This is a genomic window from Niastella caeni, from assembly GCF_004834005.1.
Lineage (GTDB): Bacteria > Bacteroidota > Bacteroidia > Chitinophagales > Chitinophagaceae > Niastella > Niastella caeni.
The window spans coordinates 306791-333157 of record NZ_STFF01000006.1; the positions used below are offsets into that span (position 1 = coordinate 306791).

At 45.8% G+C, this 26367-nt stretch carries 19 protein-coding genes; 12 read left to right on the plus strand and 7 right to left on the minus strand.

Annotated elements, in window-relative coordinates; genetic code table 11:
* The first annotated feature begins 68 nt into the window (after nucleotides 1–68).
* From FAM09_RS21700 to FAM09_RS21715, 4 genes are all read left to right on the plus strand, one after another.
* Nucleotides 69–2444, plus strand: a complete 2376-nt coding sequence (locus FAM09_RS21700; RefSeq protein WP_136579246.1) for a xanthine dehydrogenase family protein molybdopterin-binding subunit — start codon at nucleotides 69–71, stop codon at nucleotides 2442–2444.
* A gap of 39 nt (nucleotides 2445–2483) precedes the next feature.
* The gene (locus FAM09_RS21705; RefSeq protein ID WP_136579247.1) at nucleotides 2484–3320 is read left to right on the plus strand and encodes an FAD binding domain-containing protein; all 837 of its coding nucleotides are present in this window, start codon (nucleotides 2484–2486) and stop codon (nucleotides 3318–3320) included.
* A 135-nt stretch (nucleotides 3321–3455) separates the two neighbouring features.
* Nucleotides 3456–4343: an AAA family ATPase gene (locus FAM09_RS21710; protein ID WP_243751744.1), complete on the plus strand. Its 888-nt coding sequence runs from the start codon at nucleotides 3456–3458 to the stop codon at nucleotides 4341–4343.
* A gap of 115 nt (nucleotides 4344–4458) precedes the next feature.
* Nucleotides 4459–5577, plus strand: coding sequence for a vWA domain-containing protein (locus FAM09_RS21715; RefSeq protein WP_136579248.1), 1119 nt, complete (start codon nucleotides 4459–4461; stop codon nucleotides 5575–5577).
* A 64-nt stretch (nucleotides 5578–5641) separates the two neighbouring features.
* On the opposite strand, the gene FAM09_RS21720 is transcribed toward FAM09_RS21715, so the two are convergent.
* The 3 genes from FAM09_RS21720 to FAM09_RS21730 form a co-directional block, all read right to left on the minus strand.
* Complete coding sequence (locus FAM09_RS21720) at nucleotides 5642–6868, minus strand: hypothetical protein (protein WP_136579249.1); 1227 nt, start codon at nucleotides 6866–6868, stop codon at nucleotides 5642–5644.
* Between the two features lie 93 nt (nucleotides 6869–6961).
* Nucleotides 6962–7408, minus strand: a complete 447-nt coding sequence (locus tag FAM09_RS21725; RefSeq protein WP_136579250.1) for a QcrA and Rieske domain-containing protein — start codon at nucleotides 7406–7408, stop codon at nucleotides 6962–6964.
* A gap of 103 nt (nucleotides 7409–7511) precedes the next feature.
* Nucleotides 7512–8711 (minus strand): di-heme oxidoredictase family protein, encoded by a 1200-nt coding sequence (locus FAM09_RS21730; protein WP_136579251.1) that lies wholly within the window; start codon nucleotides 8709–8711, stop codon nucleotides 7512–7514.
* Nucleotides 8712–8831: 120 nt separating this feature from the next.
* Between FAM09_RS21730 and FAM09_RS21735 the strand changes: the two genes are divergently transcribed.
* The 6 genes from FAM09_RS21735 (at nucleotide 8832) to FAM09_RS21760 (ending at nucleotide 13601) form a co-directional block, all read left to right on the plus strand.
* Nucleotides 8832–9488 carry a metal-dependent transcriptional regulator gene (locus FAM09_RS21735; protein ID WP_136579252.1) on the plus strand — a complete coding sequence of 219 codons (657 nt, stop codon included), beginning with the start codon at nucleotides 8832–8834 and terminating at the stop codon, nucleotides 9486–9488.
* Nucleotides 9489–9536: 48 nt separating this feature from the next.
* A complete protein-coding gene (locus FAM09_RS21740; RefSeq protein WP_136579253.1) occupies nucleotides 9537–10409 on the plus strand; it encodes an AraC family transcriptional regulator in 873 nt (290 codons plus the stop codon).
* A gap of 129 nt (nucleotides 10410–10538) precedes the next feature.
* On the plus strand, nucleotides 10539–11081 hold the full coding sequence (locus FAM09_RS21745; protein WP_136579254.1) for a YceI family protein: 543 nt from the start codon (nucleotides 10539–10541) through the stop codon (nucleotides 11079–11081).
* A gap of 305 nt (nucleotides 11082–11386) precedes the next feature.
* A complete protein-coding gene (locus FAM09_RS21750; protein WP_136579255.1) occupies nucleotides 11387–11923 on the plus strand; it encodes a YceI family protein in 537 nt (178 codons plus the stop codon).
* 111 nt (nucleotides 11924–12034) lie between these two features.
* Nucleotides 12035–12976, plus strand: coding sequence for a ring-cleaving dioxygenase (locus FAM09_RS21755; protein ID WP_136579256.1), 942 nt, complete (start codon nucleotides 12035–12037; stop codon nucleotides 12974–12976).
* Nucleotide 12977: 1 nt separating this feature from the next.
* The gene (locus FAM09_RS21760; RefSeq protein ID WP_136579257.1) at nucleotides 12978–13601 is read left to right on the plus strand and encodes an alpha/beta hydrolase; all 624 of its coding nucleotides are present in this window, start codon (nucleotides 12978–12980) and stop codon (nucleotides 13599–13601) included.
* A gap of 61 nt (nucleotides 13602–13662) precedes the next feature.
* Here the strand turns inward: FAM09_RS21760 and FAM09_RS21765 are convergent, their stop codons facing one another.
* The 3 genes from FAM09_RS21765 to FAM09_RS21775 all read right to left on the minus strand — a co-directional run bounded on the left by FAM09_RS21765 (nucleotide 13663) and on the right by FAM09_RS21775 (nucleotide 19620).
* On the minus strand, nucleotides 13663–14799 hold the full coding sequence (locus tag FAM09_RS21765) for an efflux RND transporter periplasmic adaptor subunit (RefSeq protein WP_136579258.1): 1137 nt from the start codon (nucleotides 14797–14799) through the stop codon (nucleotides 13663–13665).
* Nucleotides 14800–14943: 144 nt separating this feature from the next.
* Nucleotides 14944–18168 carry an efflux RND transporter permease subunit gene (locus FAM09_RS21770; protein ID WP_136579259.1) on the minus strand — a complete coding sequence of 1075 codons (3225 nt, stop codon included), beginning with the start codon at nucleotides 18166–18168 and terminating at the stop codon, nucleotides 14944–14946.
* Nucleotides 18169–18210: 42 nt separating this feature from the next.
* Entirely contained in the window at nucleotides 18211–19620 is a 1410-nt protein-coding gene (locus FAM09_RS21775; RefSeq protein ID WP_136579260.1) for a TolC family protein, read from the minus strand.
* 318 nt (nucleotides 19621–19938) lie between these two features.
* Between FAM09_RS21775 and FAM09_RS21780 the strand changes: the two genes are divergently transcribed.
* Both FAM09_RS21780 and FAM09_RS21785 read left to right on the plus strand, forming a co-directional pair.
* Nucleotides 19939–20829 (plus strand): AraC family transcriptional regulator, encoded by an 891-nt coding sequence (locus tag FAM09_RS21780; RefSeq protein ID WP_136579261.1) that lies wholly within the window; start codon nucleotides 19939–19941, stop codon nucleotides 20827–20829.
* Nucleotides 20830–20954: 125 nt separating this feature from the next.
* Entirely contained in the window at nucleotides 20955–22109 is a 1155-nt protein-coding gene (locus FAM09_RS21785; RefSeq protein WP_136579262.1) for an MFS transporter, read from the plus strand.
* A 133-nt stretch (nucleotides 22110–22242) separates the two neighbouring features.
* Here FAM09_RS21785 and FAM09_RS21790 read toward each other — a convergent pair whose 3' ends face one another.
* Nucleotides 22243–26322 (minus strand): glycosyl hydrolase family 18 protein, encoded by a 4080-nt coding sequence (locus FAM09_RS21790; RefSeq protein WP_166437226.1) that lies wholly within the window; start codon nucleotides 26320–26322, stop codon nucleotides 22243–22245.
* Nucleotides 26323–26367 lie beyond the last annotated feature (45 nt).

The window sequence follows — 26367 nt, forward strand, 5'->3', positions numbered from 1 at the left end:
GCATCCATGATCACTGATCATTCAAACTTTGTCCTGATTAAAATTATTTATCATAATAACATCGCTATATGAGCACAAACGGATTAATCGGCCGGGCCATTAAACGGGTCGAGGATAAACGGTTCCTTACCGGCCACGGTAATTATACCGATGATATTGTACTGCCAAAACAAACCTATGCTTCGTTTGTGAGAAGCCAGTACGCCCACGCCAGACTCCTGAACGTTGATACCAGCGCCGCAAAGGAAATGCCTGGCGTAGTGGCCATTTATACCGGCACCGATCTGGTTGACGTAAATGGCGTTCCCTGTGGTTGGCAGGTGAACTTCAAGAACGGTGACACCATGAAAGAACCCAAACATCCCCTGCTGGTAGCGGATAAAGTAAGACATGTAGGCGATGCCATTGCCATTGTGATAGCCGAAACAATAGAACAGGCGACTGATGCCGCCGAGGCTGTAATGGTAGAATATGAAGAACTGCCTTGTGTTGTAGACGCAGCCAAAGCAGTACAATCCGGCGCGCCATTGGTACATGATGATGTGCCTAACAATAAAAGCTTCGACTGGGTGCTGGGCAACCCCATTGAAGAAGTGAACGAGGCCATGAGAAAAGCGGCGCATGTGAGTACGCTTGAATTTGTGAACCAGCGTTTGGTACCCAATGCCATTGAACCGCGCAGTTATAATAGTTCATACGATCCTGCTACAGAGAAATATACTTTATACACCAGCTCGCAAAACCCGCACCTGATCCGCTTGTTGATGTGCGCATTTGTACTGGGCATTCCCGAACACAAAGTGCGGGTGGTAAGCCCGGATGTTGGAGGCGGTTTTGGCAGCAAAATATTTCACTATACCGAAGAAGCATTGCTGACCTGGTGCAGCAAAAAGATCGGTCGTCCGGTAAAATGGACTTCCGAAAGAAGTGAGAGCTTTTTATTGGATGCGCATGGCCGTGATCACATCACCAAGGCCGATATGGGGTTTGATGCCAATGGAAAGATCGTTGCCCTGCGGGTAAAAACCTATGCCAACCTCGGCGCTTATCTGAGCACTTTCAGCAGTTGCGTACCTACTTATTTACATGGCACATTGATGCAAGGTTTATACACTACACCTAAAATAAATGTGGATGTAACAGGAGTATTCACCAACACCACGCCAGTGGATGCCTATCGCGGCGCCGGCAGGCCGGAAGCAACCTATTTACTGGAACGCCTGATTGACCTGGCCGCACTGGAAATGAATATTGACCCCGCCGACCTGCGTTTCAGGAATTTCATTCCACCATTCGATGGCGTTAATCAACCAGGATATCAAACACAGGTTGCATTGCAATACGACAGCGGCAATTACGAAGGCGTTTTAAAGAAGGGGCTTGAAATGGTGAACTATGCCGAGGTGCGGCGCGAACAACAGGAAGCAGCACACAATGGAAAATTAGTCGGCATTGGATTTTCAACCTATATCGAAGCGTGTGGTATTGCACCATCGGCCATTGTGGGTTCACTGGGTTGCCGGGCCGGGTTGTTTGAATCAGCTCACGTACGGGTGCAACCGACCGGTAAAGTAAGCGTATACACCGGTTCGCATTCACACGGACAGGGTCATGAAACCACTTTTGCCCAGGTAGTGGCCGATAAATTAGGCATTAACCTCAACGATGTAGAAATAATACATGGCGATAGCGAAGCTGTGGCGTTTGGAATGGGCACCTATGGATCGCGAAGTTTGTCTGTAGGCGGCAGCGCCATTATAAAAAGCATTGAAAAAATAATAGAAAAGGGAAAGAAAATAGCCGCCCATAAACTCGAAGCCAGTGCAGATGACATAGAATTTTCATCGGGCAAGTTCACCGTGAAAGGAACCGACAAATCGATCGGGTTTGGAGAAGTAGCCCTCACAGCGTATGTACCGCATGTATACCCGAAAGACCTGGAACCCGGATTGGATTTCAGCAGCTTTTATGATCCAGCCAATTTCACCTATCCTTTCGGATGTCATATTGCCGTGGTAGAAGTGGATAAAGAAACCGGCAAGGTGTCGTTGAAGCGTTTTATTGCAGTGGATGATGTGGGCAATGTGATCAACCCCATGATCGTGGAAGGTCAAATTCATGGCGGCCTGGTCCAAGGCATAGGCCAGGCATTGTTTGAAGGCGCCGAATATGACGAAAACGGACAGCTCACCAATGCTTCGTATATGGATTACTGCATGCCGCGGGCCGATGACTTTCCGATGTTTGAAATGGGCAGCCAGGTAACGCCTTGTCCGCACAACCCATTGGGAGTAAAAGGTGCGGGGGAAGCCGGTACCATTGGGGCTGCACCTGCAATCGTGAATGCCGTGATAGATGCATTGTGGAGCGGCGGTCACAAGGTAAAAGACATTCGCATGCCACTGACATCTGAAAGAGTTTGGCATGCGATGGTTGATGCGTGAGAGAATTAGCATATTAACACATTATCAAATTAGCACATTATGATACCCGCTGCATTCGAATACGAAAAAGTAAAAACAGTTGATGAGGCCCTGGCTGCCTTGTCAGACAGCGATACCAAAATACTGGCCGGTGGCCATAGCCTGATACCTGCCATGAAGCTGCGATTGAACCGTCCGGCGAAGCTGGTAGATATTGGCGGCATTACCGCCCTGAAAGATATAAAAGAACAGGATGGTGAAATAGTGATCGGCGCTGCCGCCACGCATGCCGATATTATGTACCACAATCTCATCAAAAAGCACCTGCCCCTTTTTGCAGAAGGCGCTGCCACGATAGGCGATCTGCAGGTGCGTAATCATGGTACCATCGGTGGCAGCCTGGCCCATGCCGACCCTGCTGCAGACTGGCCGGCCATGGTGTTGGCAGCCGATGCCGTTATTGAATTAAAGAGCAGTAATGGCAGGCGGAGGATACCAGCAACCGAGTTCTTTACCGGTTTGTTCTCAACTGCGTTGCAACCCAACGAGATCATAACTGAAATTCGCATTCCGGTTCCGCCTGATGGTACCAAAAGCACGTATCAAAAATTTGTACAACCTGCTTCGCGTTTTGCACTGGCTGCTTGCGCCGTAATGCGTTTTACCGATGGCCGCACCAATATCGCCTTCACAGGTGTTGCGGAAAATGCTTTCCGCGATGGCGGAGCAGAACAAGCCATTGCCGGAAAAGCATTAGATGATGCCTCTATCAAAGCAGCAGTAAATGCTGCATTGCAGGGCGTATCTGTTCTTGGGGACCATTACGCCTCAGTACCATACCGGATGCATTTGGCGAAAGTATACTTAAAGAAAGCATTGCATAAAGTTGGAGCATAATGATTTCTCTTTTACGGTTTGTGGTTTGTAGTTTGTTGTTTGTGGTTCTTTTATTCGAGATGGCCGCCTATAATTTGAAGCTTAAAGCGCGGCAGCAACAACAAACTACAAACCACAAACAACAAACTATTTCAATTGAACTTTCAGCTACACGATATACAGAACATGCTCCAACAACAGGGGTATATAACAGATAAAGCTGTTGCCATGGCGGTGTTCCTGTCGTTACAATTGAATAAACCATTGCTGATTGAAGGCCCGGCGGGAGTGGGTAAAACAGAGATTGCCAAGGTAATGGCCAATGCCTTGCAAACAAATCTCATTCGCCTGCAATGTTATGAAGGCCTTGATGCTACCCATGCCCTGTACGAATGGAATTACCAGCGGCAACTGCTCCATTTAAAAATGACGGAACATGATACCCACACCGTTGATGAAAAAGAAAAGACCATCTTCAGCGAGCCCTTCCTTATGAAGCGCCCCCTGCTTCAGGCTATCACCCATACACAAAAACCTGTTTTATTAATTGATGAAGTAGATCGCAGCGATGAAGAGTTTGAAAGTTTTTTACTGGAAGTACTGAGCGACTGGCAGATCACCATTCCCGAAATAGGCACCATCAAAGCCACACATATTCCCCAGGTGATACTAACCGGCAATCGCACCCGCGAATTAAGCGAAGCCTTGCGCCGGCGTTGTTTGTACCTGTATATCGATTACCCCGATTTTGAAAAAGAATGGCTGATCGTAAAAAACAAAGTACCGGAGATCGACGCAAAGCTTGGCGAACAGATCACGCGCTTTATGCAGGAGTTGCGCAAAATGAAACTGGAAAAAACACCCGGCCTCGCCGAAACGCTCGACTGGGCCATGGCACTATCGGCTCTGCACATCGATCACCTGGATAAAACGACCATTGAGCAAACCCTCGGCGTTGTGTTGAAAGAATGGCAGGATACCCGGCAGGTGCAGCTGTCGTTAGGGGAGTTACTTGAGAAGGTTGGGATACTTTCTAAGGTTTAAAATGTAATTAATTTGGTTATATATTTGTGAAGTAAGAAGTAAGTTTTTTCCAAATTTCAAGACTCGTACTTTTATTCGTCCTGCTTCTTACCTCCTGCTTCCTGTTTCTTGTATTATGAGTACGCGATTAACTTCTCTTTCTCAGAATATAGTTCAATTCTGCCGCTACCTGCGGCAGCACGGGTTTACAGTGGGTATAGAGGAAGAAACCATGATCCTGCAATCGCTGCAGCATTTTGATTATACCAGCCATGAATCCTTCTTCCTGTTGCTAAAAATGATCATCTGCCGCAGCAAGGCCAACCTCGATGATTTTGATAATTTATTCCGCCAATACTGGAAGCAGCTCGATAAAGCCATTGATGCAAAAAAGAAGGAAACCGCAAAAAAGAAAAAACCGCCAACGCCGCAGGCGCAATTTGCGTCACTCAATGCCTGGTTGAAAGGCAATCATAAAAAAGAAACAGAAGATACCGCCAGTTACAGTATAAAGGAATCCCTGTCGCAAAAAGACTTTTCTGCCGTACCAGACAATGAGGTTGCGGAGTTAATGAAGTGCATCAGAAGTTTATCGCGCCGGCTGGCCGCCAAAGCTAACCGCCGCTATGAGTTAACAAATAAAGTTGACTTACCCGATCTGCGGCAAACCTTACGTAAGAACCTGCGCCGCGGTGGTGAACTGATCGACATCATGCACCGCCGCCCCAAACGCAACCGGGTTAAGTTGCTTATGCTTTGCGATGTAAGCAAATCCATGGAATTGTATTCCGTTTTCCTGTTGCAATTCATGTATGCCTTTCAACAGGTGTACGGTCGCATGGAAACATTTACGTTCAGTACATCGTTACAAAGAATAACATCCTTGCTTAAGCAAAAACATTTCGGGGAAGCCCTGGAATTGCTGAGTGCAGAAAATGAAGGCTGGAACAGCGGCACCCGCATCGGTGAATCGCTCCAGACTTTTGTTAATGATTATGGCAATAAACTGCTCGACTCTAAAACCATTGTCATTATTTTAAGCGACGGTTGGGATACCGGTAATGTAGATATGCTGAAACAAAGCATGCACTGCATTCACTACAAATCCAGAAAAGTGATCTGGTTAAATCCGTTGGCCGGTTATGCAAACTACCGGCCTGAAGTAGCCGGCATGAAAGCCGCGATGCCGTATATTGATGTGTTTGCGCCGGTGTATAATATGGAAAGTTTAAGAAGACTGACAAAGTGGATATAATGATGGAACTACTCGCTACTCAACAGGGGTTAAATGCGACAATCTCAAGGGGAATTTCCGTCAATCAGAAATACGTTGAGAACCCAAACTGAAAACCTGCCATGGTAGCCGGTGGATTCCCTAAGATATCCTGCTGCTTGTTACGGCGATAGTTCAGGCGGATTACGGTTTGCGCAGTTGGCCGCCAACTGATGGCCGGTACTATGGCAAACACATCATCAGATATATTGCCGCCGGTTGATTTAAAAACACCTTTATTCCAGTCAACATATTCCAGGCGCACAGCGAGGTTCAACACGGCATTTTCAAAACCCATCATCGGTTTTTTAATTACAGGTTGTACCACATCCACAAACCCGCCTTGTTGCTTTTTGCCAAATTGCTCGGTATAAGTATCCGGTACATCTACATTCACCCAGGCCCATTCACCATTGATCCAGGTATTTGTTTTGGGTAAGGTGGTATTAAAATCTATCGCAAACACATTCACGCGTCTTTTTTTATCAAGCACCAATCCATCTTCCTGGTATTTGTTATAGATACCGCCCATGTAGGAAAGTCCTACCTCCCCTATCTTCCGGTTCTTCACCGCTACTTTACCGGTGAACAGCGGACTGCCATTGAAACTTTCTTCAAATCTGTCAGGGTTTTCTTTGGAAGCGGGCAAAAAGGTTTTGCCATCTTCATTGTCGATGATCTTGTCATCGAACCCGTTGGTAAAATAAGCTTCATATGCATACACCCAATCCTTCACATACTTCTTTCCAAAAACGCCAAAACCGACATTGCTCCATGTAGCCGGCAGCATTTGCGTAGCCGATATTGGCCGGTCGATAAACTCCCACTTAGGCCCATCATGGTTTTGATTGAATGCGCCAATAGGGTTCATCACCACGCCACCGCGAAAATTCAGTAAGGGCGCCAGCTCAAAATCAATAGACGCGAATTCTATATTGATCTCTTTGGTGCCATCTTCAAATTCTATCTCACTTAAAAATTTAATGCGCTTGGAAATGGATGAGGAAACAAACAGCGTCAACCGCCGCATCTGGAACTGATGGCCTTCGCTGATACCATCTTCTTTCAGGTATTGATAGTTGGCCTCTACATAACCGCCCAATGCAACGGGTAGTTTGCCCAATTGTAAGAACGGCCGGCTGTATATGGCGTCCATATTCATTTGTAGTGATCCGGTATCTTTTGGCGTACGCCGCAACAGCGATGGATCAATTTGCGCATACAAGGCAGGTGCAAAACAAAGGACTATAAAGACAGCGTAATACTTTTTCATCTGAAAATATTATTTTTTTATTGGCCAGATGGAACTTACCATGACAAAATTTTCATTGCCATGGACCATAATGAAAATTTTGTCATGCACGTTTCATACTTTTCTCAAATCAATAAATAATTCATTATTGTTTACCGAAACAGGAAAGGTGCGCAGGTCTTTATCGGCCGGACCATTGGTTACTTTTCCCCTGTTACTGAACTCACTGCCATGCGCCGAACATTGCAACTGATCGCCGGAAGCCTGTAACTCGGCGCCCTGGTGAGAACAACGCATCCATACAGCCGTATATTCGGTTTCGCCAAAGCGATAGACATAAATAGGATATTGCAGGCTATCATTGCGTACAATGATAAATGGCCGGTAATCTGTTTTGCCTTTCTTTTTTATTTTAAACTCTTCGGCGCTTACGGTCAATCCATCTTTGCCAAGGGTACCACTTGTGTAGCGGGTTGAGGCACAGGACGACAACAAGCCCGATACAGCCGTGGCGCCCAAACAGGCGGCACAACTATTTAGAATGAATTCTCTGCGGTTCATTAAAACGTATTTAGTAATCAATATCGATTTGTTAAAAAGCGTTTCGACTGCGCTCAACGCTTTATGCCAGCCCCTTCGACTCCGCTCAGGATGCTCAGGTTGTTTATAATGATTCAAGGAATTTGATCAGCAGCGCCTTGTCGGTCGCTGATAATTTTTGAAAATTAGAATTGCTGGCCTGCCCTTCGCCCCCATGTAATGTAATGGCCTGTTCAATGGAAGTTGCGCGCCCGTCGTGCAATAAAAAGTATTGTCCGCCCTGTGAATTTTTCGAAAGTCCCAGCCCCCACAAAGGTGGCGTGCGCCATTCTTCGGGTAAGGCCGAACCTTCGGTATAGCCATCGTTCAAACCGCTGCCCATATCATGCAGCAACAGATCGGTATAGGGATTAAAGGTTTTATTAGCAAGCGCGGTTATGGAGTAAGGACCCGTTTTTAACTCAGGGGTATGACACCTGGCGCAACCAATAGTAGTGAAGAGTTGTTTTCCGCTGATCACCTCCGGGTCGTTCTGACTGCGCTGCACCGGCGCTTTTAGCGTTCTTAAATAAAATACCAGGTCAAGCACTTTCTGATTCGAAACTTCCGGATCAATTTCTTCGTGAGTATACGAATCGTATGGCTCATAGGTAGACACAATTCCCATATCCTGGTTGTAAGCGTTGGCCGTTTGTTGCATCAGGTCGTACACCGCTGCTTTTTTACCAAACCGGCCAATGTATTTATTGTTTTGCTCCACGGTGCCGGAACGATAAGAAATATATTCAGGCAACGTTATCCAATTTACACGCCCGGAAATTCCATCGCCATCGGCATCGTGTTCATCTGCCATTGACAGAATAGTATTATCAGACACCGCATCTAAAAAACCAAGACCCGTGTTAGCAGGCGGCGTGAATTTAGAAGAAGTAGCGCCAACCGGTAGTTGTTCCGGCATAAATGAAGGAACAGCCCGGTTCTGCAATTGAGGGCCACCCAAATGCAGGAAATGATTGCCGGTACTATCGACTTGGCCAAACCGCGTAAGCGTAGTGAATGGATGCCCCTTGCCATCGCCGGCATGACAACTACCACAAGATGTGGAAACAAATAAGGGGCCGAGGCCGGTTGCAGCGGTAAACACATCGTCATTAAACGCGATATCACCCCGAATGAACATTTGGTGTTGTTCGCCGGTCAACCCTTCAATGGGACCATCGAGGATCTCGTCATCGGCCGGCGCCTTTGGCAGAATCTTCTCACAAGCCAGCGCTATCAGTATAATAGTAATAAGCGAGCTTATCACCATCCATTTTTTTGCCATAAACAGGTATTATAGTTGTCCAAAAGTATAAAATTAGAACTACAAAACAATAAAAATTAGGCAAGCCTAATATTACTGGTTTTGTCCATCTTTCCCTAATTTGCCGGAAATTGACGGAACGTGCATTCATCTGCAGAAGAAAACTACCTGAAAGCCATCTATAAATTGCAGGAAGCCAATGGCGAAATGGTTGCCACCTCTGCCCTGGCGCAGGTTTTAGGCATTCACATGGCATCTGTTACCGACATGCTCAAAAAGATGAGTAACAAGAAACTGGTGGCCTATCAAAAATCAAAAGGTTTTAAGTTAACGGAGAAAGGCAGGCTGGCGGCCATTAGCATTATTCGCAAGCACCGGTTATGGGAAGTGTTCCTGGTTGATAAACTAAGGTTCCGGTGGGACGAAGTGCATGAGATCGCAGAGCAACTGGAACATATTCACAGCCAGGAGCTGATCGATAAGCTGGATGCCTACCTTGACTTTCCGAAGGCCGATCCGCATGGCGATCCCATCCCCGATGCCAAAGGAATATTCGCCATCAACAAATCGGTACTGCTGGCGTCATTGGCGCCTGGCAGCCAGGGCAAATTCACCGGCGTTACCGATCACTCTTCTGCTTTTTTGAATTACCTCGATAAGATCGGTCTTTCCCTGGGCGATTCCGTTAAAGTAAAAGAGGTGGAAGAATTCGATAAGAATTACACGCTGTTGCTGAAAGGCAAAAAATCTGTGGTCGTAAGTTTTAAGGTGGCCAATAGTTTATTGATCAGCGAATAACCCAATACCACAAAAAATATTTATTATTGGTGTCTGTTAAGAAATACCATGTCCGTTATTAATCCATTATTGGAGCTACGACAATCGGTGGTAAATGTACCCTTCGAGATACATACCATGGAATGGATAGCCCAAAACCGGTTCCAGCAAAATTCCATGCCGCACCGGCATAATTATTTCGTGATCATCTGGGTAAAAAAAGGAACCGGGAAGCACCTGATAGACCTGGAGCAATATGAGTTGGAAGATAATACTGTTTACTGCATCACGCCCGGGCAGGTACACCAATTGACCACTACGGGTGCTGTTGATGGTTATGTGATCTCCTTCATGGCAGAATTTCTGGGTGTTGCCGAAGAAAACTATGACCTGTTGTTCAATACCGGGCTGTTCTATGCCTTTTCCAATTCACCAGTGATAAAAGTGAGCGAGGAAATGAGTGTTGAAATGGAAGAAGCTGTTGCCAAAATGTTGAAGGAATACAATAACTTTTTTATCCTGCGCGCAGAGATCCTACGCGGTTTTCTAAAAATCTTTCTCATTTACCTTACCCGCCAGTTCGAGCGGCCTAAAGAAAGCGAAGCCCAATCAAAAAGCATTGACCTGGTAAAGCAGTTTTATGCGTTGGTAGAAAAGAATTACACTACCAAAAAAATGGTCACCGATTATGCTGACGAACTGGCCGTAACGCCTAACTACCTGAATGAAGTGGTAAAGAAAATAACCGGTTCCCCTGCCAGTCACCATATACAGCAACGCATCATACTGGAAGCAAAACGCCAGGCAGTATATTCCAGAGTTACCATGAAAGAGATCGCCTATCATTTAGGATTTGATGACACAGCCCATTTCAGTAAGTTCTTTAAGAATGCCTCGGGGGAAAGTTTCACTGAGTTCAGGGCGAGAAGTTTGAAAGAATAATTGCTGATTTCGAACTAAAACCTGTCCACAAACAAACTTTAACAACTTTATCCATGAATTATACAACATTATCCTGCGATCATCAATTGCCTCCGGGCTTGTTTTTATGTTATTTTGACATTTGAAATTATGAGTACAACCGTAAAGAAAGCGACCTGGGCCATCGACCCCATTCACTCAACCATCCGGTTCGATGCCAAATACCTGATGATCACATCTGTATCAGGCTGGTTCATGGAGTTTGAAGGAACCGTGGTAAGTGAACAGGATTGCTTTGCCAACAGTGAAATACAGCTCACTATATACGCGCATTCATTAAATACCGGAAATGACGAGCGCGATAATCATTTACGCTCGGCAGATTTTTTTGATGCGAAACAGTTTCCCGTTATACAATTCCGCTCAAACGCTGTTACCATGCAGGAAAAGAACATCCATGTAAGTGGTGTATTATCTGTAAAAAATATTGAGCACCCGTTTACCTTCACTGCCATCTTTCTGGGTTTCTGTTCCGACCCCCTGGGCAATGCGAAAGCCGCGTTTGAGATGGATACCGTATTGAACCGGAAAGATTTTAATATCACCTGGAACCAATTTTTCGATAAGAATGGATTGTTATTGAGCGACGAGGTGAAGGTTCACTGCGACCTGCAATTGTTAAAGCTTAGTTAAGGGCTAGTAGGGCTTATATTCATCATTCGCTATTGCCTACGAGCCACCTGTTATTTCCCATACCTCTTCCCTCCTACTTCTTTCCCTACTTGCTACTCACTTCCAGCTCCTTAACTACTAACTGCTTACCACTAACTTCTTACTACTAGCTCTTTCCCTACTCGCCACTAGCCACTTACTACCCGCTTTTTCTACAAGCCATAATATATACAACAGATTCCAGCATATCACTATTCTCCATACCCTTATTTCGGCCGAAATTTGTACAGTTACCAATTAATAACAAACAAAAAAATATCAAACAAATGTCACAAGTTAAATGGACACTCGACCCAATGCATAGCGAAATTACCTTTAAGGTAAAACACCTTATGATCAGCACCGTTACCGGACAATTCAGAAACTTTAATGTGGTAGCCGAAACAGCAGGTAACGATTTCAGCAAGCCCGGTAAAATTGATGTAACTATTGATGTAGCATCTATCGACACCAATAATGAGCAAAGAGACGGTCACCTGAAATCAGATGACTTTTTCAGCGCCGCCAATCATAACCAGATCACCTTTAAAGGCATTAAATTCGAAGCCAATGGCGAAGAAGGTAAATTACATGGTGAACTGACGATCAAAGGCACTACCAAACCCGTAGTACTGAATGTTGAAAACGGTGGTGTGGTAGTTGATCCTTATGGACAAACAAAAGCCGGTTTTACTGTAAGCGGAAAATTAAGCAGAAAGGAATTTGGATTAACATGGAGTGCTGTTACTGAAGCTGGTAACGTAGTAGTAGGAGATGACATTAAATTCACCGCTGAAATACAGTTGGTAAAACAAGCTGCTTAAGCCTTCGGATCCTGAACCGGTGAAACACCAGCTTTATGAAAAAGGTTGGTGTTTCCCCCGGTCATACACAATAGTAAACCTTATCGTAGCTTCATATTAGAATTTACAATTATGGAAGATAGAATATTGGGCCTACATCACATTACGGCGATAGCCGGTGACGCCCAGCGCAATTACGACTTTTATACCAAAGTGCTCGGGTTAAGATTAGTAAAGAAAACCGTGAACTTCGATGACCCCGGCACCTATCACTTTTATTATGGTAATGAAAACGGTACGCCTGGCACCATTCTTACCTTCTTTCCCTGGAAGAATGTAAACCCGGGACGTATTGGCACCGGCATGGCTACCGATATCGGGTATACCGTGCCGGCAGGCAGCCTCGACTTCTGGAGCGATCATTTCGAAAAACACGAGGTACGGTTTGGACAGGTAGATGAACAATTCGGCGAACAAATACTTCGCTTTGAGGACCCGGATGGGTTACATATTCAACTGGTGGTGCCTGCCAAAGCAGATAACCGCGCTCCCTGGGAAACCAGCGAGATCAAAAAAGATGTGGCTATAAAAGGTTTTCACAGCATTGTGTTAACGCTGCGGAATATAAAACCAACAGCCAGCATTCTTACCGACATATTCGGTTATAAATTATTAAAACAGGAAGGAAACAGGTACCGTTTTATTACGGATGCTATAGAAAATGCCGCTATTGTTGACCTGGTGGAAGAACCTGACGTACCTCACGGACTGGTAGCAGGCGGCACCAATCACCACGTAGCGTTTCGCGTGAAAAATGATGAATTGCTTATGCATTTCAGGGAAAAGATTGCCGGCAAAGGATATAATATAACACCCAAGATAGACCGGAATTATTTTTTCTCTTTGTATTTCCGCGAACCGGGCGGTGTGTTGTTTGAACTGGCTACAGATAATCCGGGTTTTGCGATCGATGAACCGGTGAATGAACTGGGCACGCATTTAAAACTGCCCGTGCAGTATGAACCCGAAAGGGCTTCCATTGAAAAAGTGTTACCCAAATTGATACAATCATAACATGCATACAAAACAAGTTATTCAGGCCGGAAAGCAAACAGGCGAAGCGTCAAAAGCGCTGATTATGATACATGGGCGAGGCGGCAGTGCGGATGATATTCTGGGGCTTGCGACTTATTTGCCGGTAAAAGACTTCGCGCTGTTTGCGCCCCAGGCCACCAACAATACCTGGTATCCGTATTCTTTCCTGGCGCCACCCAAAGAGAATGAGCCCTGGTTATCGGGTGCGCTGGCGGTAATAAAAGAGGTGGTAGCAGATGTGCAGGCAAGCGGCATTACAACAGACAATATTTATTTCCTCGGCTTTTCGCAGGGCGCCTGTTTAACCCTGGAGTTTGTTGCCCGCAACGCCACCAAATATGGCGGTGTGGCAGCTTTCACCGGGGGGTTGATTGGTGATACTATCTACGAACAAAATTATGCCGGTGATTTTGGCGGAACTCCCATCTTCATTGGCACCAGCGATCCTGACCCACATGTACCGGTTGAAAGAGTACACGCTAGCGCGGAGATCTTAACCCGCAAGCATGCCCAGGTAACGAAGAAAGTGTACAAGAACATGGGGCATACCATCAACCAGGATGAGATCAGTACGGTGAATGAATTAATATTTAAAGAATCTTGAGATAACCGTGTCACGGTCCTGAGCAAAGTCGAAAGAGAACCGTGGCACGGCTATTTACAAATTACGGTTTCACTGAAACCGTAGAGCCATTCCTCACCTCTTCATTTCCCTGCTTAATGATCAGGTCGCCGGTAGCCAACTCACCAAACACTTCCACTTTACCATCGCTCTCCCGGCCTTTTTTTACATCAACCCATTCTGCTTTATTATTAACAACTTTAATAACAAACACCCTTTCCTGTGAACTTACAATGGCAGTTTTGGGAAGAATGAACGTACTGTCTTTGGTTGACAACGGAATGATAACATTCGCCACCATGCCTGGCAATAACCTTTTGTTCTCATTGATTACATCCATTTCAATGCGTTGCGAGCGCAGGCGACTGTCCAACGCACCGGCGAGCCTTTTTACCTGCGCTGAAAACTTTTCATTGGGAAATGCATTCACATTAAAATTCACTTTATCCTGTTGGTCCAAATATCCGGTATAGGCTTCCGGAACATAGATCACCAAACGCAATTTCTTTTGCTCCTGTAAAGTGAACAATGGAAACTCCGATCCTTTACCTGACGGACCCACATACGCACCAGGATTAGCATTACGGGAAGTGATCACTCCATTGAAAGGCGCTCTTATTTCCAGGTAATTCCTTCTGTCGGTAACTTCCCTGTATTGCGCTTTTGCCGCATCCCATTGTGCAAAGTCTGAATTCTTTTTCGCCAATGCCTGGTCAAGGTCATTCTGCGAAACGGTTCCCGGTGTTTTACTGGTTTCCAGCAACCGGTCATAACCAGACTTACTGGCGATGTATAACGCTTCCTGGGATTTCAACCTTGATTGTGCAGCCGCTTCCAACGAATTTAATTCGGGCGCTTCCATGGTCACCAGCAACTGCCCGGTCTTTACTTCAGAACCAACATCTACATATAACTTCCGCACAAAACTGTTTTCCTTCGCATACAGGTCAACCTGTTGAAAAGCCACCAGTTCACCAGGTATTTGTAATGAAGAAGAAAGCATCCCTTTTTCCAGGGGAACTACTTCTGTAGAAACCGCCACTGTTGCGGCAGCAATTTTTTTCGTAGTGGGTTCTTCACCGCTGGTTGATTTACAGCTTTGTAATAAACCAGGCAAGCTCACGCCAGCCAGTAAAACAAAACCAGTCTTTGCTTTATATATTAAATTTCTTAGTTGCATATGCGCTGTTTTCTGTGATGGTCTTTCAAAATTAGTACTTACTAAAACCGTTTATATTATTTATTGTTCTGCGGTGTTGATGTTTATGATTGTCAAAATTTGGCAGCGTGGTCAAAATTCGGAAACTCACTCACCATTAATCATTCACCCCTGATAAAACTTACTTTCCTTATCTTCCGGGTCTAATGAAACCGACTGCGTAGACGCTTTCCCCTGCACCCACGTAAATACCATGGGCAGAATGAATAAGGCCGCAAAAGTGGAAGCGATCAAACCGCCAATTACGGCACGGCCCAGGGGCGACGCCTGATCGCCGCCTTCGCCCAAACCGGATGCCATTGGGATCATGCCTGCCACCATCGCAATGGTCGTCATCAGGATCGGACGTAATCGCAAGGCTGCCGCTTCTATTGCCGACTCCCAGGCATTGCCGTTATGCATGCGCAAATGTTCCGCATTGGTAATGAGCAGCACCGAATTGGCAATGGAAACCCCCACCGACATAATGATACCCATATATGATTGCAGGTTAAGGGTAGAACCGGTAATCATCAACATTATCAGCGACCCTAAAATTACCGCCGGAATGGTTGCCAGGATCACCGCCGATACTTTGAACGATTGAAAATTCGCCGCCAGCATTAAGAAGATCACGACAATTGCGACTATCAATCCGCCCTGCAGACTATCCAGTGTATCGGTCAATACTTCGCTTAACCCTTTCGGTTCAACATTCAATCCCCGCGGCAACTCACCCAGTGATTGAACCGCTTTTTGAATGTCCTTGGTAGCCGTACCCAGGTCCATCTTATTCAGATTGGCAGTTACGCTCAACATGGGCATTGCGCCCACGTTATCATTCTCACCATATGTGGTATCGGGTTGTATGGTAGCCACATCGCTTAAAACCGGTCGGGATGCATTGCTCAGGATCGGGATTTCACCAATATTGTTTACACTCGTCATCTTGTTTTCAGGCACCAGCACCTGCACGCTATAAGCCAGGTTCGATTTTTCATCTACCCAGATATTCTTTTCCGTATACCGTGAGGAGGAAGTGGAAGCGATCAGTGAACGGGAAATATCATTGATATCCACACCCAGTTGCGCCGCCCGCGTTCTGTCGATATTGATATTTATGGCAGGATACCTGATCGACTGACCCAATTGCACATCGCGCATGTAAGGGATCTGTTTCAGTTTGTGGATCACCTTGTTCGCATATTCTTCATTCAGCTTTTTGTTCCTTCCCGAGATCCGGATCTCCACCGGCGTAGGCGAACCCTGGCTTAATATTTTATCCGTTAATTGAATGGGCTCAAAAGACAATCGTACATCGGGCATAAGGGTATGTAGCTTCGCCCTGATCTTTTCTTTCAACTCATCCATATCTGTCTTATACTCTTCACTCAACTGTACCTGTAAAACCGCTTCCTGTGGTCCGCTCATGAACAGGTAAATTGGACTGGTACTAAACAAACCCGGGTGCTGCCCAATAAATGCGGAGGTAACAGAAATATTTTCTTTACCAACCAGTTCATCCAACGCGCCGAGTGTTTTGAGGATGATGGCTTCCGTACGTTCGATGCGCGTACCATCAGGCGCCCGCAACCGCAACATGAATTGCCCGGAGTTGGTATGCGGCAATACATCCCGACCAATACTCGCCAACAACAACACTGCCGCACCACTTACCACAACTATATAAGCGATCACAACCGGTTTGCGGTATGGCAATATTCTTTGTAAGAACCGCAGGAACCGTGCACGCAACTTTTCAAAACGGGTAGCATTCTTACTTTCCTTTTCCAACAATACTTTCTTTTGGTCCCAGGTATCACCTTCGGGCAGTGCAACCGGTTGAACACTATGAATGGAGTTGTGGTTGCCCGGATGAACTTTCATGATCCAGTTAGCCAGCACCGGCACAAAGGTTTGCGCCAGCAGGTACGACGTGATCATGGAGAAAGCGATAGCCAGTGCTAATGGCAGGAACAGCGAACCCGGGATGCCCTTCATCGTAAAAGCAGGCGCAAATACCGCCAGGATACAAAACAGGATGAGCAACTTGGGAAAGGCAATTTCCTTACACGCATCCCATATGGCCACGGCCTTTGGCTTGCCCATTGCAAAGTGCTGGTGAATATTTTCAATCGTCACCGTAGATTCATCAACCAGGATCCCAATGGCGAGCGACAGACCACTCAACGTCATGATATTGATCGTTTGATTGAACAACGACAAAAACAATACACCTGATATAATAGAAGCGGGAATGGTAAGGATCACAATGAGTGCGCCTCGCGAATCACCCAAAAACAACAACACCATTAAACCGGTAAGAATCGCGCCAATAGCGCCTTCTGAGATCAAACTCTTCACCGCATTGATCACATACACCGACTGGTCAAATTCATACGATAGTTTTACATCTTCCGGCAATTGCGCCTGGAACTTAGGCAATGCTTTTTTAAGGTTCTGCACCACTTCCCAGGTACTGGCATCAGCCGATTTGGTGATCGGCATGTAAACAGATCGTTTTCCATTCACCAGCGCATAACTGGACGTAATATCGGCGCCATCTTCAATGGTAGCCACATCTCGCAGGTACACATTTTGCACACCGCCTTTAAACAAAGGAATATTCTCAAAATCCTTGATGGTCTTAATGGTCGTATTGGTAGGCGTAATATAATTGTAATCGTTGATCCGCACATTACCCGATGGCGTGGTTTGGTTGTTGATGCGGATGGCCTGCACCAATTGATCGGGTGTAAGATTATGCGCCCGCATTAATTCGGGGTCTGCTTTTATTACAATCGTACGTACGTTTCCACCAAAAGGGGCCGGCGATACCAGCCCGGGAATGGAAGTAAAAGAAGAACGCACATATACGTTGGCCAGATCGAGCAATTCGTTATTGGAACGGATAGGACTCGTCAAGACCAACTGCCCAACCGGCAAGGTAGATGCATCGAACCGTAGAATGAACGGTGGTTGCGAGCCTTGTGGGAATATTGCCTGCGCCCGGTTACAAAAAGCGCTCACCTCCGCAGCAGCCTGGGCCATATTCGTTCCGGGGTAAAATGACAGCTTCATTAACGTTAGTCCCTGGATATTTTTTGTTTCGATGCTTTTTACGCCGGAGACATACAATAACAGGTTCACATAATTTTTACCAAAGAACGCTTCCATCTGCGTAGGGGTATAACCACCAAACGGATGGGAAATATAAATAACCGGCAGATCGAGCGAAGGAAAGATATCTATTTTAATATTGCGTACTGCATTAATACCAAAAAAGCATAACCCCGCAACCAACACCAGTATTGTAATAGGTTTCCGTAATGCTAATCTTATCAAATTCATAAATCGATCGTGTTAGATGAATCCCCTGTCATATTTATAATACTATTTCACTTGTTTGATAAACAAGTCAAAATCTCCTGAAGCAGCCGCTTTCAGCAACAACGCCTGCCATACATTGATATACGCCACGCTCCTATCTGTCTCAGCCCTGTTCAACGCATACAACGCCTGCTGCAGGTCAACAACGTTGGTCAACCCATTCTTATACAATACACTTTTTTGCAGCCAGGCATCTGCTGCGGCCTTGTATTGTTGCGGTACTTCCCGGGCACTTTGCAAACTGTTGTCAATACGCTGGTCGGCGAGTATCAATTGATCCTGCAACTGCGTGGTTACCTGGTCGTATTCATTTTTATATGCAGCCGTTAAAAATTGTTGCGCCCGTACCTGGTGTTTGACCTTGGCAATGCTGGTGATATTCCAGGCAATGGCCAAGCCGGTCACATAGTTGCTGCGGGCAGGTTTTATGCATTCGAAATAATCATGCGAATACTTGGCATTGGTAGTGGGTGAATACGAATAATCAAACCCGGAACCACGGGTTTGAAAAACGCCAAACAAATTCAATCCCGGCAGCACACTTCGTTTCAGATACGCCGTTGCTACATCACTTTGGTTAATGCGCGTTTGATAAAACTTTACCTGCGGATTCTGCGTAATGGAACTATTCGTTTTCACTTCAGCAGGTACAGTACTGAAGAAAGTGGAGTCTAAACTAAATGCCACCGGCGCTACATTCAGGAACTGGGCCAACTGGTTGCGCACTTGCAGTTCTCCATTCCGGGCATCGATCAACGCCAGCCGCGCCCGTGATACTTCCGCATTGGCAATGGAAGAATCCACCCCGGCATTTAAACCGGTACGGGTACGCGCCGCAACAACCTGTTGCAGGGTAATGGCCCTGTGCAGATTGGCTTGCGCATTTTGTACCAGCTTTTGTGTGGTCAATAAGTTCAGGTAAGCGCTGGCAATTTTTACGCTATGGATAAATTGTTCCTGCACCAGGTCAGCGGAATCCTTTTGCACTTGTGCATTGGCCAGGGAGATCTTTGACCTCAACCGGCCAAATGTAAAAAACTCCCAGTTGGTATTTACAAAATACAAACCACCGAACGAAGCGTTCCAGTTTTGCGAACTACTCACCGGACCACTTGAAGCAACACCCGGTATACCAATAGCCGCCAATGGGCCATATTGACCATTGATAGTACCGTAATCCTGTTGTACAGAAGCAATAACATTCGGCAGATATTCATTGCGCGTGTTTTGCACCATCGCAGTAGAAGCATCGAGGTAATTGCGTTTTGCCTGAATGCTTTGATAATTTTTTAACCCGGTATTAATGGCATCTGATAATAACAACGGTTGTGATGATTGAGCCGTTGCCGGTATTTCAACTCCCAACAACAGCATCACAAGGATGGCAATAACCGGTAGTGCAGAGAATCGCATAGTACTATTTTGGGTTAAAGTGTTAATTAGAACTCCTAACCCATTTCTTCTTTCGCGTAAGACCATGATTGGTTGTTAATTGAGCGTTAACGATGATACAGTACTTCCCCCGAGAAGATGAATTGCTTCTCTTTTTTTAATCCGTTTTTAATGGCAGCATCGTTGCAGAGACATTATGTTTACCCGATATTCATTTAGCAGAATGTCAATATACAGGGCGTTACCGGGATGCACAGTTTATTATAGGATTGTAAAGTTGCGAAGACGTTATCGATTTTCTGTTGTACAATTTTGGGTTTATTCTGTACTTTTACAGGTATGAACACGGAGAATCTCCACCAGCCTTTTGAAATAGTTTACAAAGAAACAGACGAGTGTCTTAAACCAACTCACAAGCACAACTTCTTTGAACTGGTTTATATCATTGATGGTACCGGTACCCATTGCATTAATAAAAACAAATTCGAATACCGGAACGGGAATTTATTTTTACTTACTCCACAAGACTCACATAAAGTAACGGTCAGAACCACTACCAAATTCTTCCTGATCCGCTTTAATGATATTTATTTCAAATCACAAAATGAGCAAGCCCACAGCCATCAGAATGAATGGATAAAAAAGCTGGAGTTCATCTTTCATAATACCACGCATTCACCAGGTTGTATACTAAAAGGCATGAACGACCGGGTGTTGGTGAAAGCATTGATAGATGGATTGATCAAAGAACACATCAATAAGGACCCCTATCACCAGGAGATCATTCACCAGATGGTGAACACCGTGATCTCTATTGTTGCCCGTAACCTTTACATCAGGGTGCCGAACAAAATGAAATCTGATGCCAACAACGATGAAACCACGTTGAAGATCATTCATTATGTACAGGCTCATATTTACAAACCTGAATTATTAAAAGCCGAGCAAATTGCCGGCGCTTTTCAAATATCAGTCAATTACCTCAGCGAGTATTTTAAAAAACATACCGGAGAAACCTTACAAAATTATATTACCAACTACAAACTAAAGTTGGTAGAAACGCGATTGCTGCACAGCGATATGCGCATTAACGAGATTGCCTTTGAATTACATTTTACCGACGAAAGCCATTTAAACCGCATCTTTAAAAAATACAAAGGCATAAGCCCTACCGGCTACCGTAAACAGGTACTATTTGACAGGAAAATGGTAGTGGCGGCAACAGCCTGAATAGTTACCGGTTACCAGTTATCAGGGAAAACCCAGTAACTGGTCTGTCCCGGCTAAGCCGGGAATAACAACAACTTAAAATGACTATCATTCTTGTTGAACAACAAATCTCGTTATAAAGTATTATGGTTAGTGCATCTGTCAGCCCCTCCCCCAGGAAAGCCCGCATAGCTACTGCTATTTTCTTTTTTGTATCGGGCTTTGGCTTTTCATCCTGGGCTTCGCGCATACCCACTATTCAGCAAAATTTACATTTGAGTGAAGGAAAGTTAGGCGCGGTGCTCTTCGCCCTGCCGGCAGGATTAATGTGCACCCTGCCTGTAACCGGCTATTTATTACGCCGGTTCAGCAGCAGGTATATCATGTTTACAGGTGCAGTGCTGTTCAACATTATGCTTTGCCTGGTAGGCTTCACACAAAACATCTGGGAACTGGCGCTGGTCCTGTTCTTCTTTGGTTCATCTCGCAACCTGTTTAATATCTCGGCCAATGCGCAATCTATAGGCGTGCAGAAATTGTACGATCGTTCTATCATTGCTACTTTTCACGGCATCTGGAGTGTGGCCGGTTTTGCAGCGGCTGCCGTGGGTTCGTTGGTGGTCACATTCAGCATTCCGCCCTCCTGGCATTTTCTCGCAGTCAGCATTTTCTTAACCAGCCTTTGTTTTATTTTCTTTAAGGATAGCGTACACCAGCAACCGCAACCACATGAGCGGCTTGAGAAAACAAAATTCAGGTTCCCCGATAAAGCATTGCTGAAACTGGGCTTTATTTGTTTTGCTTCTATGGCCTGCGAAGGAACAATGTACGACTGGAGCGCCATCTATCTGAAAAAAGCCGTGCATGCATCCAAGGAAGTGGCGACAGTTGGTTATGCGGTATATATGGTGGCGATGACGCTCGGCCGTTTTACCGGTGATAAGCTCGCCAACAATATTGGCGTTAAAGCCATGTTGAAATACAGCGGACTGTTCATCCTGACGGGTTTATTGCTCGCTGCCATCTTCCCTTATACTATCACCACCTGTATTGGTTTTTTGATGACGGGCTTTGGGGTATCGTGCGTTGTACCGATGGTATTCAGCATGGCGGGTAAAGTAAAACACATGAGTGGCGGCCCGGCTATTGCGGGCGTTTCTACCATTGGTTATTTTGGCTTTTTGATAGTACCGCCTACGGTGGGTTTTATTGCCGAAACATTTAACCTGCGCTGGTCAATTGCATTGATCGCTTTATTCGGCGCTCTGATCACCTGGCTGGTAAGTGAAATGAAAGAATAAGAAATAAAAAAACAAGGAACATGGAATATGGTGGTTCCTGTTCCTTGTTTATTTTTTCCAATAACCTGTGTTCCATCGAAACCTGGAATCTAACTCCTATTCTCTCACTTCATCATTAACCTACTTACAGAGTCTACAGTTTCACCAACCGGGTTGTGCTCACATTGCCGGATTTCTTATTGGTAATGCGAACGATCCAGATCCCTTTTGATAAACCAGCGGTTTGAATGGTGATGGCATTTACACCGGTAACAGAAGCAGTAAACGAACGGCTCGATACTGCATAGCCACGCACACTTTCCACTTCAACGATCAGTTGGTCGCCAGCTTCTGCATACTTCAACACCTGTGCCTGGTTACCATTGATCGGGTTGGGCACTACGGAAGCGCCACCGATCGTAGTTGCCATATTGGTTGCAGCAGATGCCAATGAAGAAGCACTGCAGGCTCCTAATGGTTTCCACCAATGATCAGCAGTACCGGGTGTTACATTGTATAAAGCATTTGACTGGCTCTCATACAAATTGCCGTTGTAGGTAACCTTATCGCCTAAGTTGTAGATCTTTGGATACGGCTGGTATGCGGCAACGCCGGCGCAATTACCCGTACCTGAACCGCCAGTAACTGTAATGAGCACACCAGCAGTGGTAGTAGTAGCACCGCTATTATCAGTTGCTTTTGCAGTAATGGTATACTGCCCTGCGGCAACGTTGCTCCAGGTATAACTGTATGGCGCTGCTGTTACTTCGCTTAACAGCGTACTGCCATTGTAAAAACCCACTTTGCTTACAGAACCATCGGCATCGCTGGCCGTAGCAGAGATAGTAACCGAAGCGGGTGCAGAGAACGTAGCACCTGCAGAAGGAGCCGTCAGGGTTACAACAGGTGCTGTATTATTACCGCCGCCATTGCAATCGCTGATATACTTCCAAACTTTACCATCACCTACGTTCAGATCAGGTTGCTCGTTTTGTGTCCACCATTTTGCTTCATACACTTTATTATTATATACCACCTGGTTTCCTGACAAATAAACTGCCGTAGCACTCCACGCAGCAATTCCATTACAGCCGGTGCCACCACCTGTGCCTACCACAATAGTTACTGCTGATGAAGTGGCAACAGCGCCGCCGTTGTCGGTTGCTTTGGCAGTAAGTGTATAGGTTCCGTTTGCTACATTGCTCCAGGTATAGCTATAAGGCGATGCAGTAGCTTCACCCAGTTTTGTACCGCCATTAAAGAACTCGACTTTGGTTACGCTTCCACCCACATCACTGGCGTTTGCCGTAATAGTTACGGTAGCCGGACTGGTGAACGTAGCATTGTTGGCCGGTGAGGTGATGCTTACAGAGGGCGGATTGTTTCCACCTGTGTTACCAAAGAAGTACTCGTAATAATTGTTGGCGAACTCATCGCCATTCGCTTTGTCCCAGTTAACACTCCAGGTCATGATACCTCTCAGTCCGGGATAACCGCCACTTGATTTTCTCATCACATAACCGCCACCAAATGATGTTCCCTTGGTGAGGTAATCCAACGCTTTCTTCACATTTGCGGGCGTTGTGTAACCGGAGCCCGCGGCTGAAGTTTGTGCTGGTAAACCAAAGGCTACCTGGTCTTCACGCAATGCAGGGAAGGTTTGGTTTGTACCTGCTACAGGGAAACCATGCAACAACATTTCTGTCATAGCCACAATAAAGTCTGAAGTGCTTGAAGAATAGTTCTTATTGTCCATACCTGTCATTGGACCGGTATTATACAACTGCGGATGAATGAACGTAAGTTCATTACGTAAGCCATAGATCAATGGCAGGTAAGCGCCTACCAGTGGTGAATAGGTTGATGCATAGGCAGCCTGAACATAATAGGTTTCAGGAGCCATGGTCAGCCAGCAGTCTTTTCCCTGTCCTTTGCGGTAATTGATGATCTCCTTTATACCGGCGATCAGGTTTACCACTTTTGCGGTAGTTGGCGCCATAAAGTTATTATCGCCATTGTCGAGCACCAGGTTTGAACCACCTTCGAGGTCGATATCGAATCCATCGAAATTATACTGGTCGATCAGCGACTTCATTGAATTTACGAAGGAAGTTTTTGCTGCAGCTGTGCCCAACACCAGGTGTCCGTTCTCACCGCCCAACGACAACAATACTTTTCTTCCCTGTGATTGCAGGGTTTGAATATCAGCTTTGAAATCGGCTACAGATGTACCTTCTGGTGTAAAGCTGATGGTTGCATTATCCGATGCACTCACCCCGAAGGCTATTTGTATTACATTGAATTTAGGGTTCACATCGCGCAAACGGATGTAAGGTGGCGTACCAGAGGTAGTACCCCAGTTATGCCAGTAACCCACAATTACTTTACCGCTGTTGTTTCCACCGGTATTACCATTTATTGTCAATGAAACGCCAGAGGAAGTGGTAGTAGCACCGGCGTTATCAGTTGCTACAGCAGTTACTGTATAGCTGCCTGCCGATACATTGTTCCAGGCAACCGAATAAGGTGCCGATGTAACAGAACCAATAGATGTAGCTCCGTTGAAGAATTCCACTTTAGAAATGGCACCATCTGCATCAGATGCATTAGCAGTTAGTGTAATGCTCGCAGGTGCAGTGAATGTGGCGTTATTAGCAGGTGAAGTGATCGACACGGTTGGTGCGTTGTTTCCGGTGCTGCCACTGGCAAACACCTGGTTGATCTTGTTCACCAGTTTTGATTTGGTGTTGGGACAAAAGATCAGTTTTCCTTTAGCCACCGTGCTGCTGGTCATATCCGTCATATCGCCAAATACCTGCCATACGATGATACCAGCCAGCCCATTGTCTTTTATGAATTGGGCTTTTGCCTCAATTGATCTTTCGTTATCATAGCTCAGAAAATAATTTCCTTTTGTTTTATAAGGAACTTTTGCCGCATCATCCCAGTGGTCAGTCCAGCCCGAACCGCTTCCTGTAGTTTGCAGTATGTAGCTATAAGAAGGAGTGCCATCCCACAGGTCTTTTGCCCAGTTGGTATAGTCGGCACAGGTTTGTATCGGCCCGTCTGGTTGAACAGTCTCGGCACGTTTTACAGTAGCGCCGTTCACGGTAGCAGCGCTGCTGGTAACTACACCTCTTCCATAGAACGGAGCGCCCAGGGTCACCTTGCTCATGTTAACACCAAGGCTACGCATACCCTGCACCGTACCATTGAGGGAGAAGCCAGGGTATTCCATACCAGGATAATCGTACAATGGTGCATTATGACCTGCTTTGTTGCTCCAACCGCCATTATAATCATAGGTCATCATGTTATAATAGTTGAACACAGCGTTCAATCGTGTCCAGTTAAAGCCTTGCAGCTTGGCAGGTACTGCAGAAAAAGCAGCTGTGATCAGTTTGCTGCTGCCGATAGCGGCACGTACTTCTTCGGCCAAAAGCGCAAAGTTGTTGTAATCTGCCGTGCTGTACCGCTCGATGTTCATACCGGGATCATTGGGATATTCCCAGTCGAAATCAATACCATCAAAACCCATTGCCATCAGTTCCTTGCAACCGGCTATAAATCTGGCGCGCTTGGCAGCATCAGCCGCCATTTCCGGATAATGCTTGCACATGCTCCAGCCGCCAATAGAAGCCATTACTTTCAAACCTTTTGAGTGAGCAAGCTCCAGAAGGCCGGGAGCGCCGCCCTGTTTATGCACCGACAAAGGAAAGGTGCCGGTCCTGTTGGTGTTTATATTTTTCCAGCCGCCGCCTTCGTTACGATAGCCCAGGCTGTAGGCATAACTGCCGTCGGAGATATAATACAAAGTTTCCAATTCGCCATACAACAGGTACAGGTCCCAACTGCTGTAAATATCTTCATTCACCAAGGCAGCCGGTTCCTGCACCGCCCCTACCTGGTAAATGTTCTTATTACGAAAATCACCACTGTGTAAACTACCATCCTTGGCAACGCCAAAGAATGAAAAGTTCAGAATGGTGTACTGGGAGTAATCGACATTCAAATGATTGAAGCCGCCCTTGGGCACCACGTTCGCTACTTCTTTCCAGGCATCCCATTGGGTAATGTACCCAATTATCTGCTTGGTGTGCTGCGCCGTAGTGGCCGGCACAGTTGGACTCACCTGCGCTTGCGTGGAGGAAAACAAACAAAACAAAATTACCAAATGAACATATTGCAAAAATCGCCAGCGGCGCTTTCTGCAAAGGGTAGACAACACTCTCATACTGTAAAGCATTTTTTTAGATTAACAATACATACATATCAAACG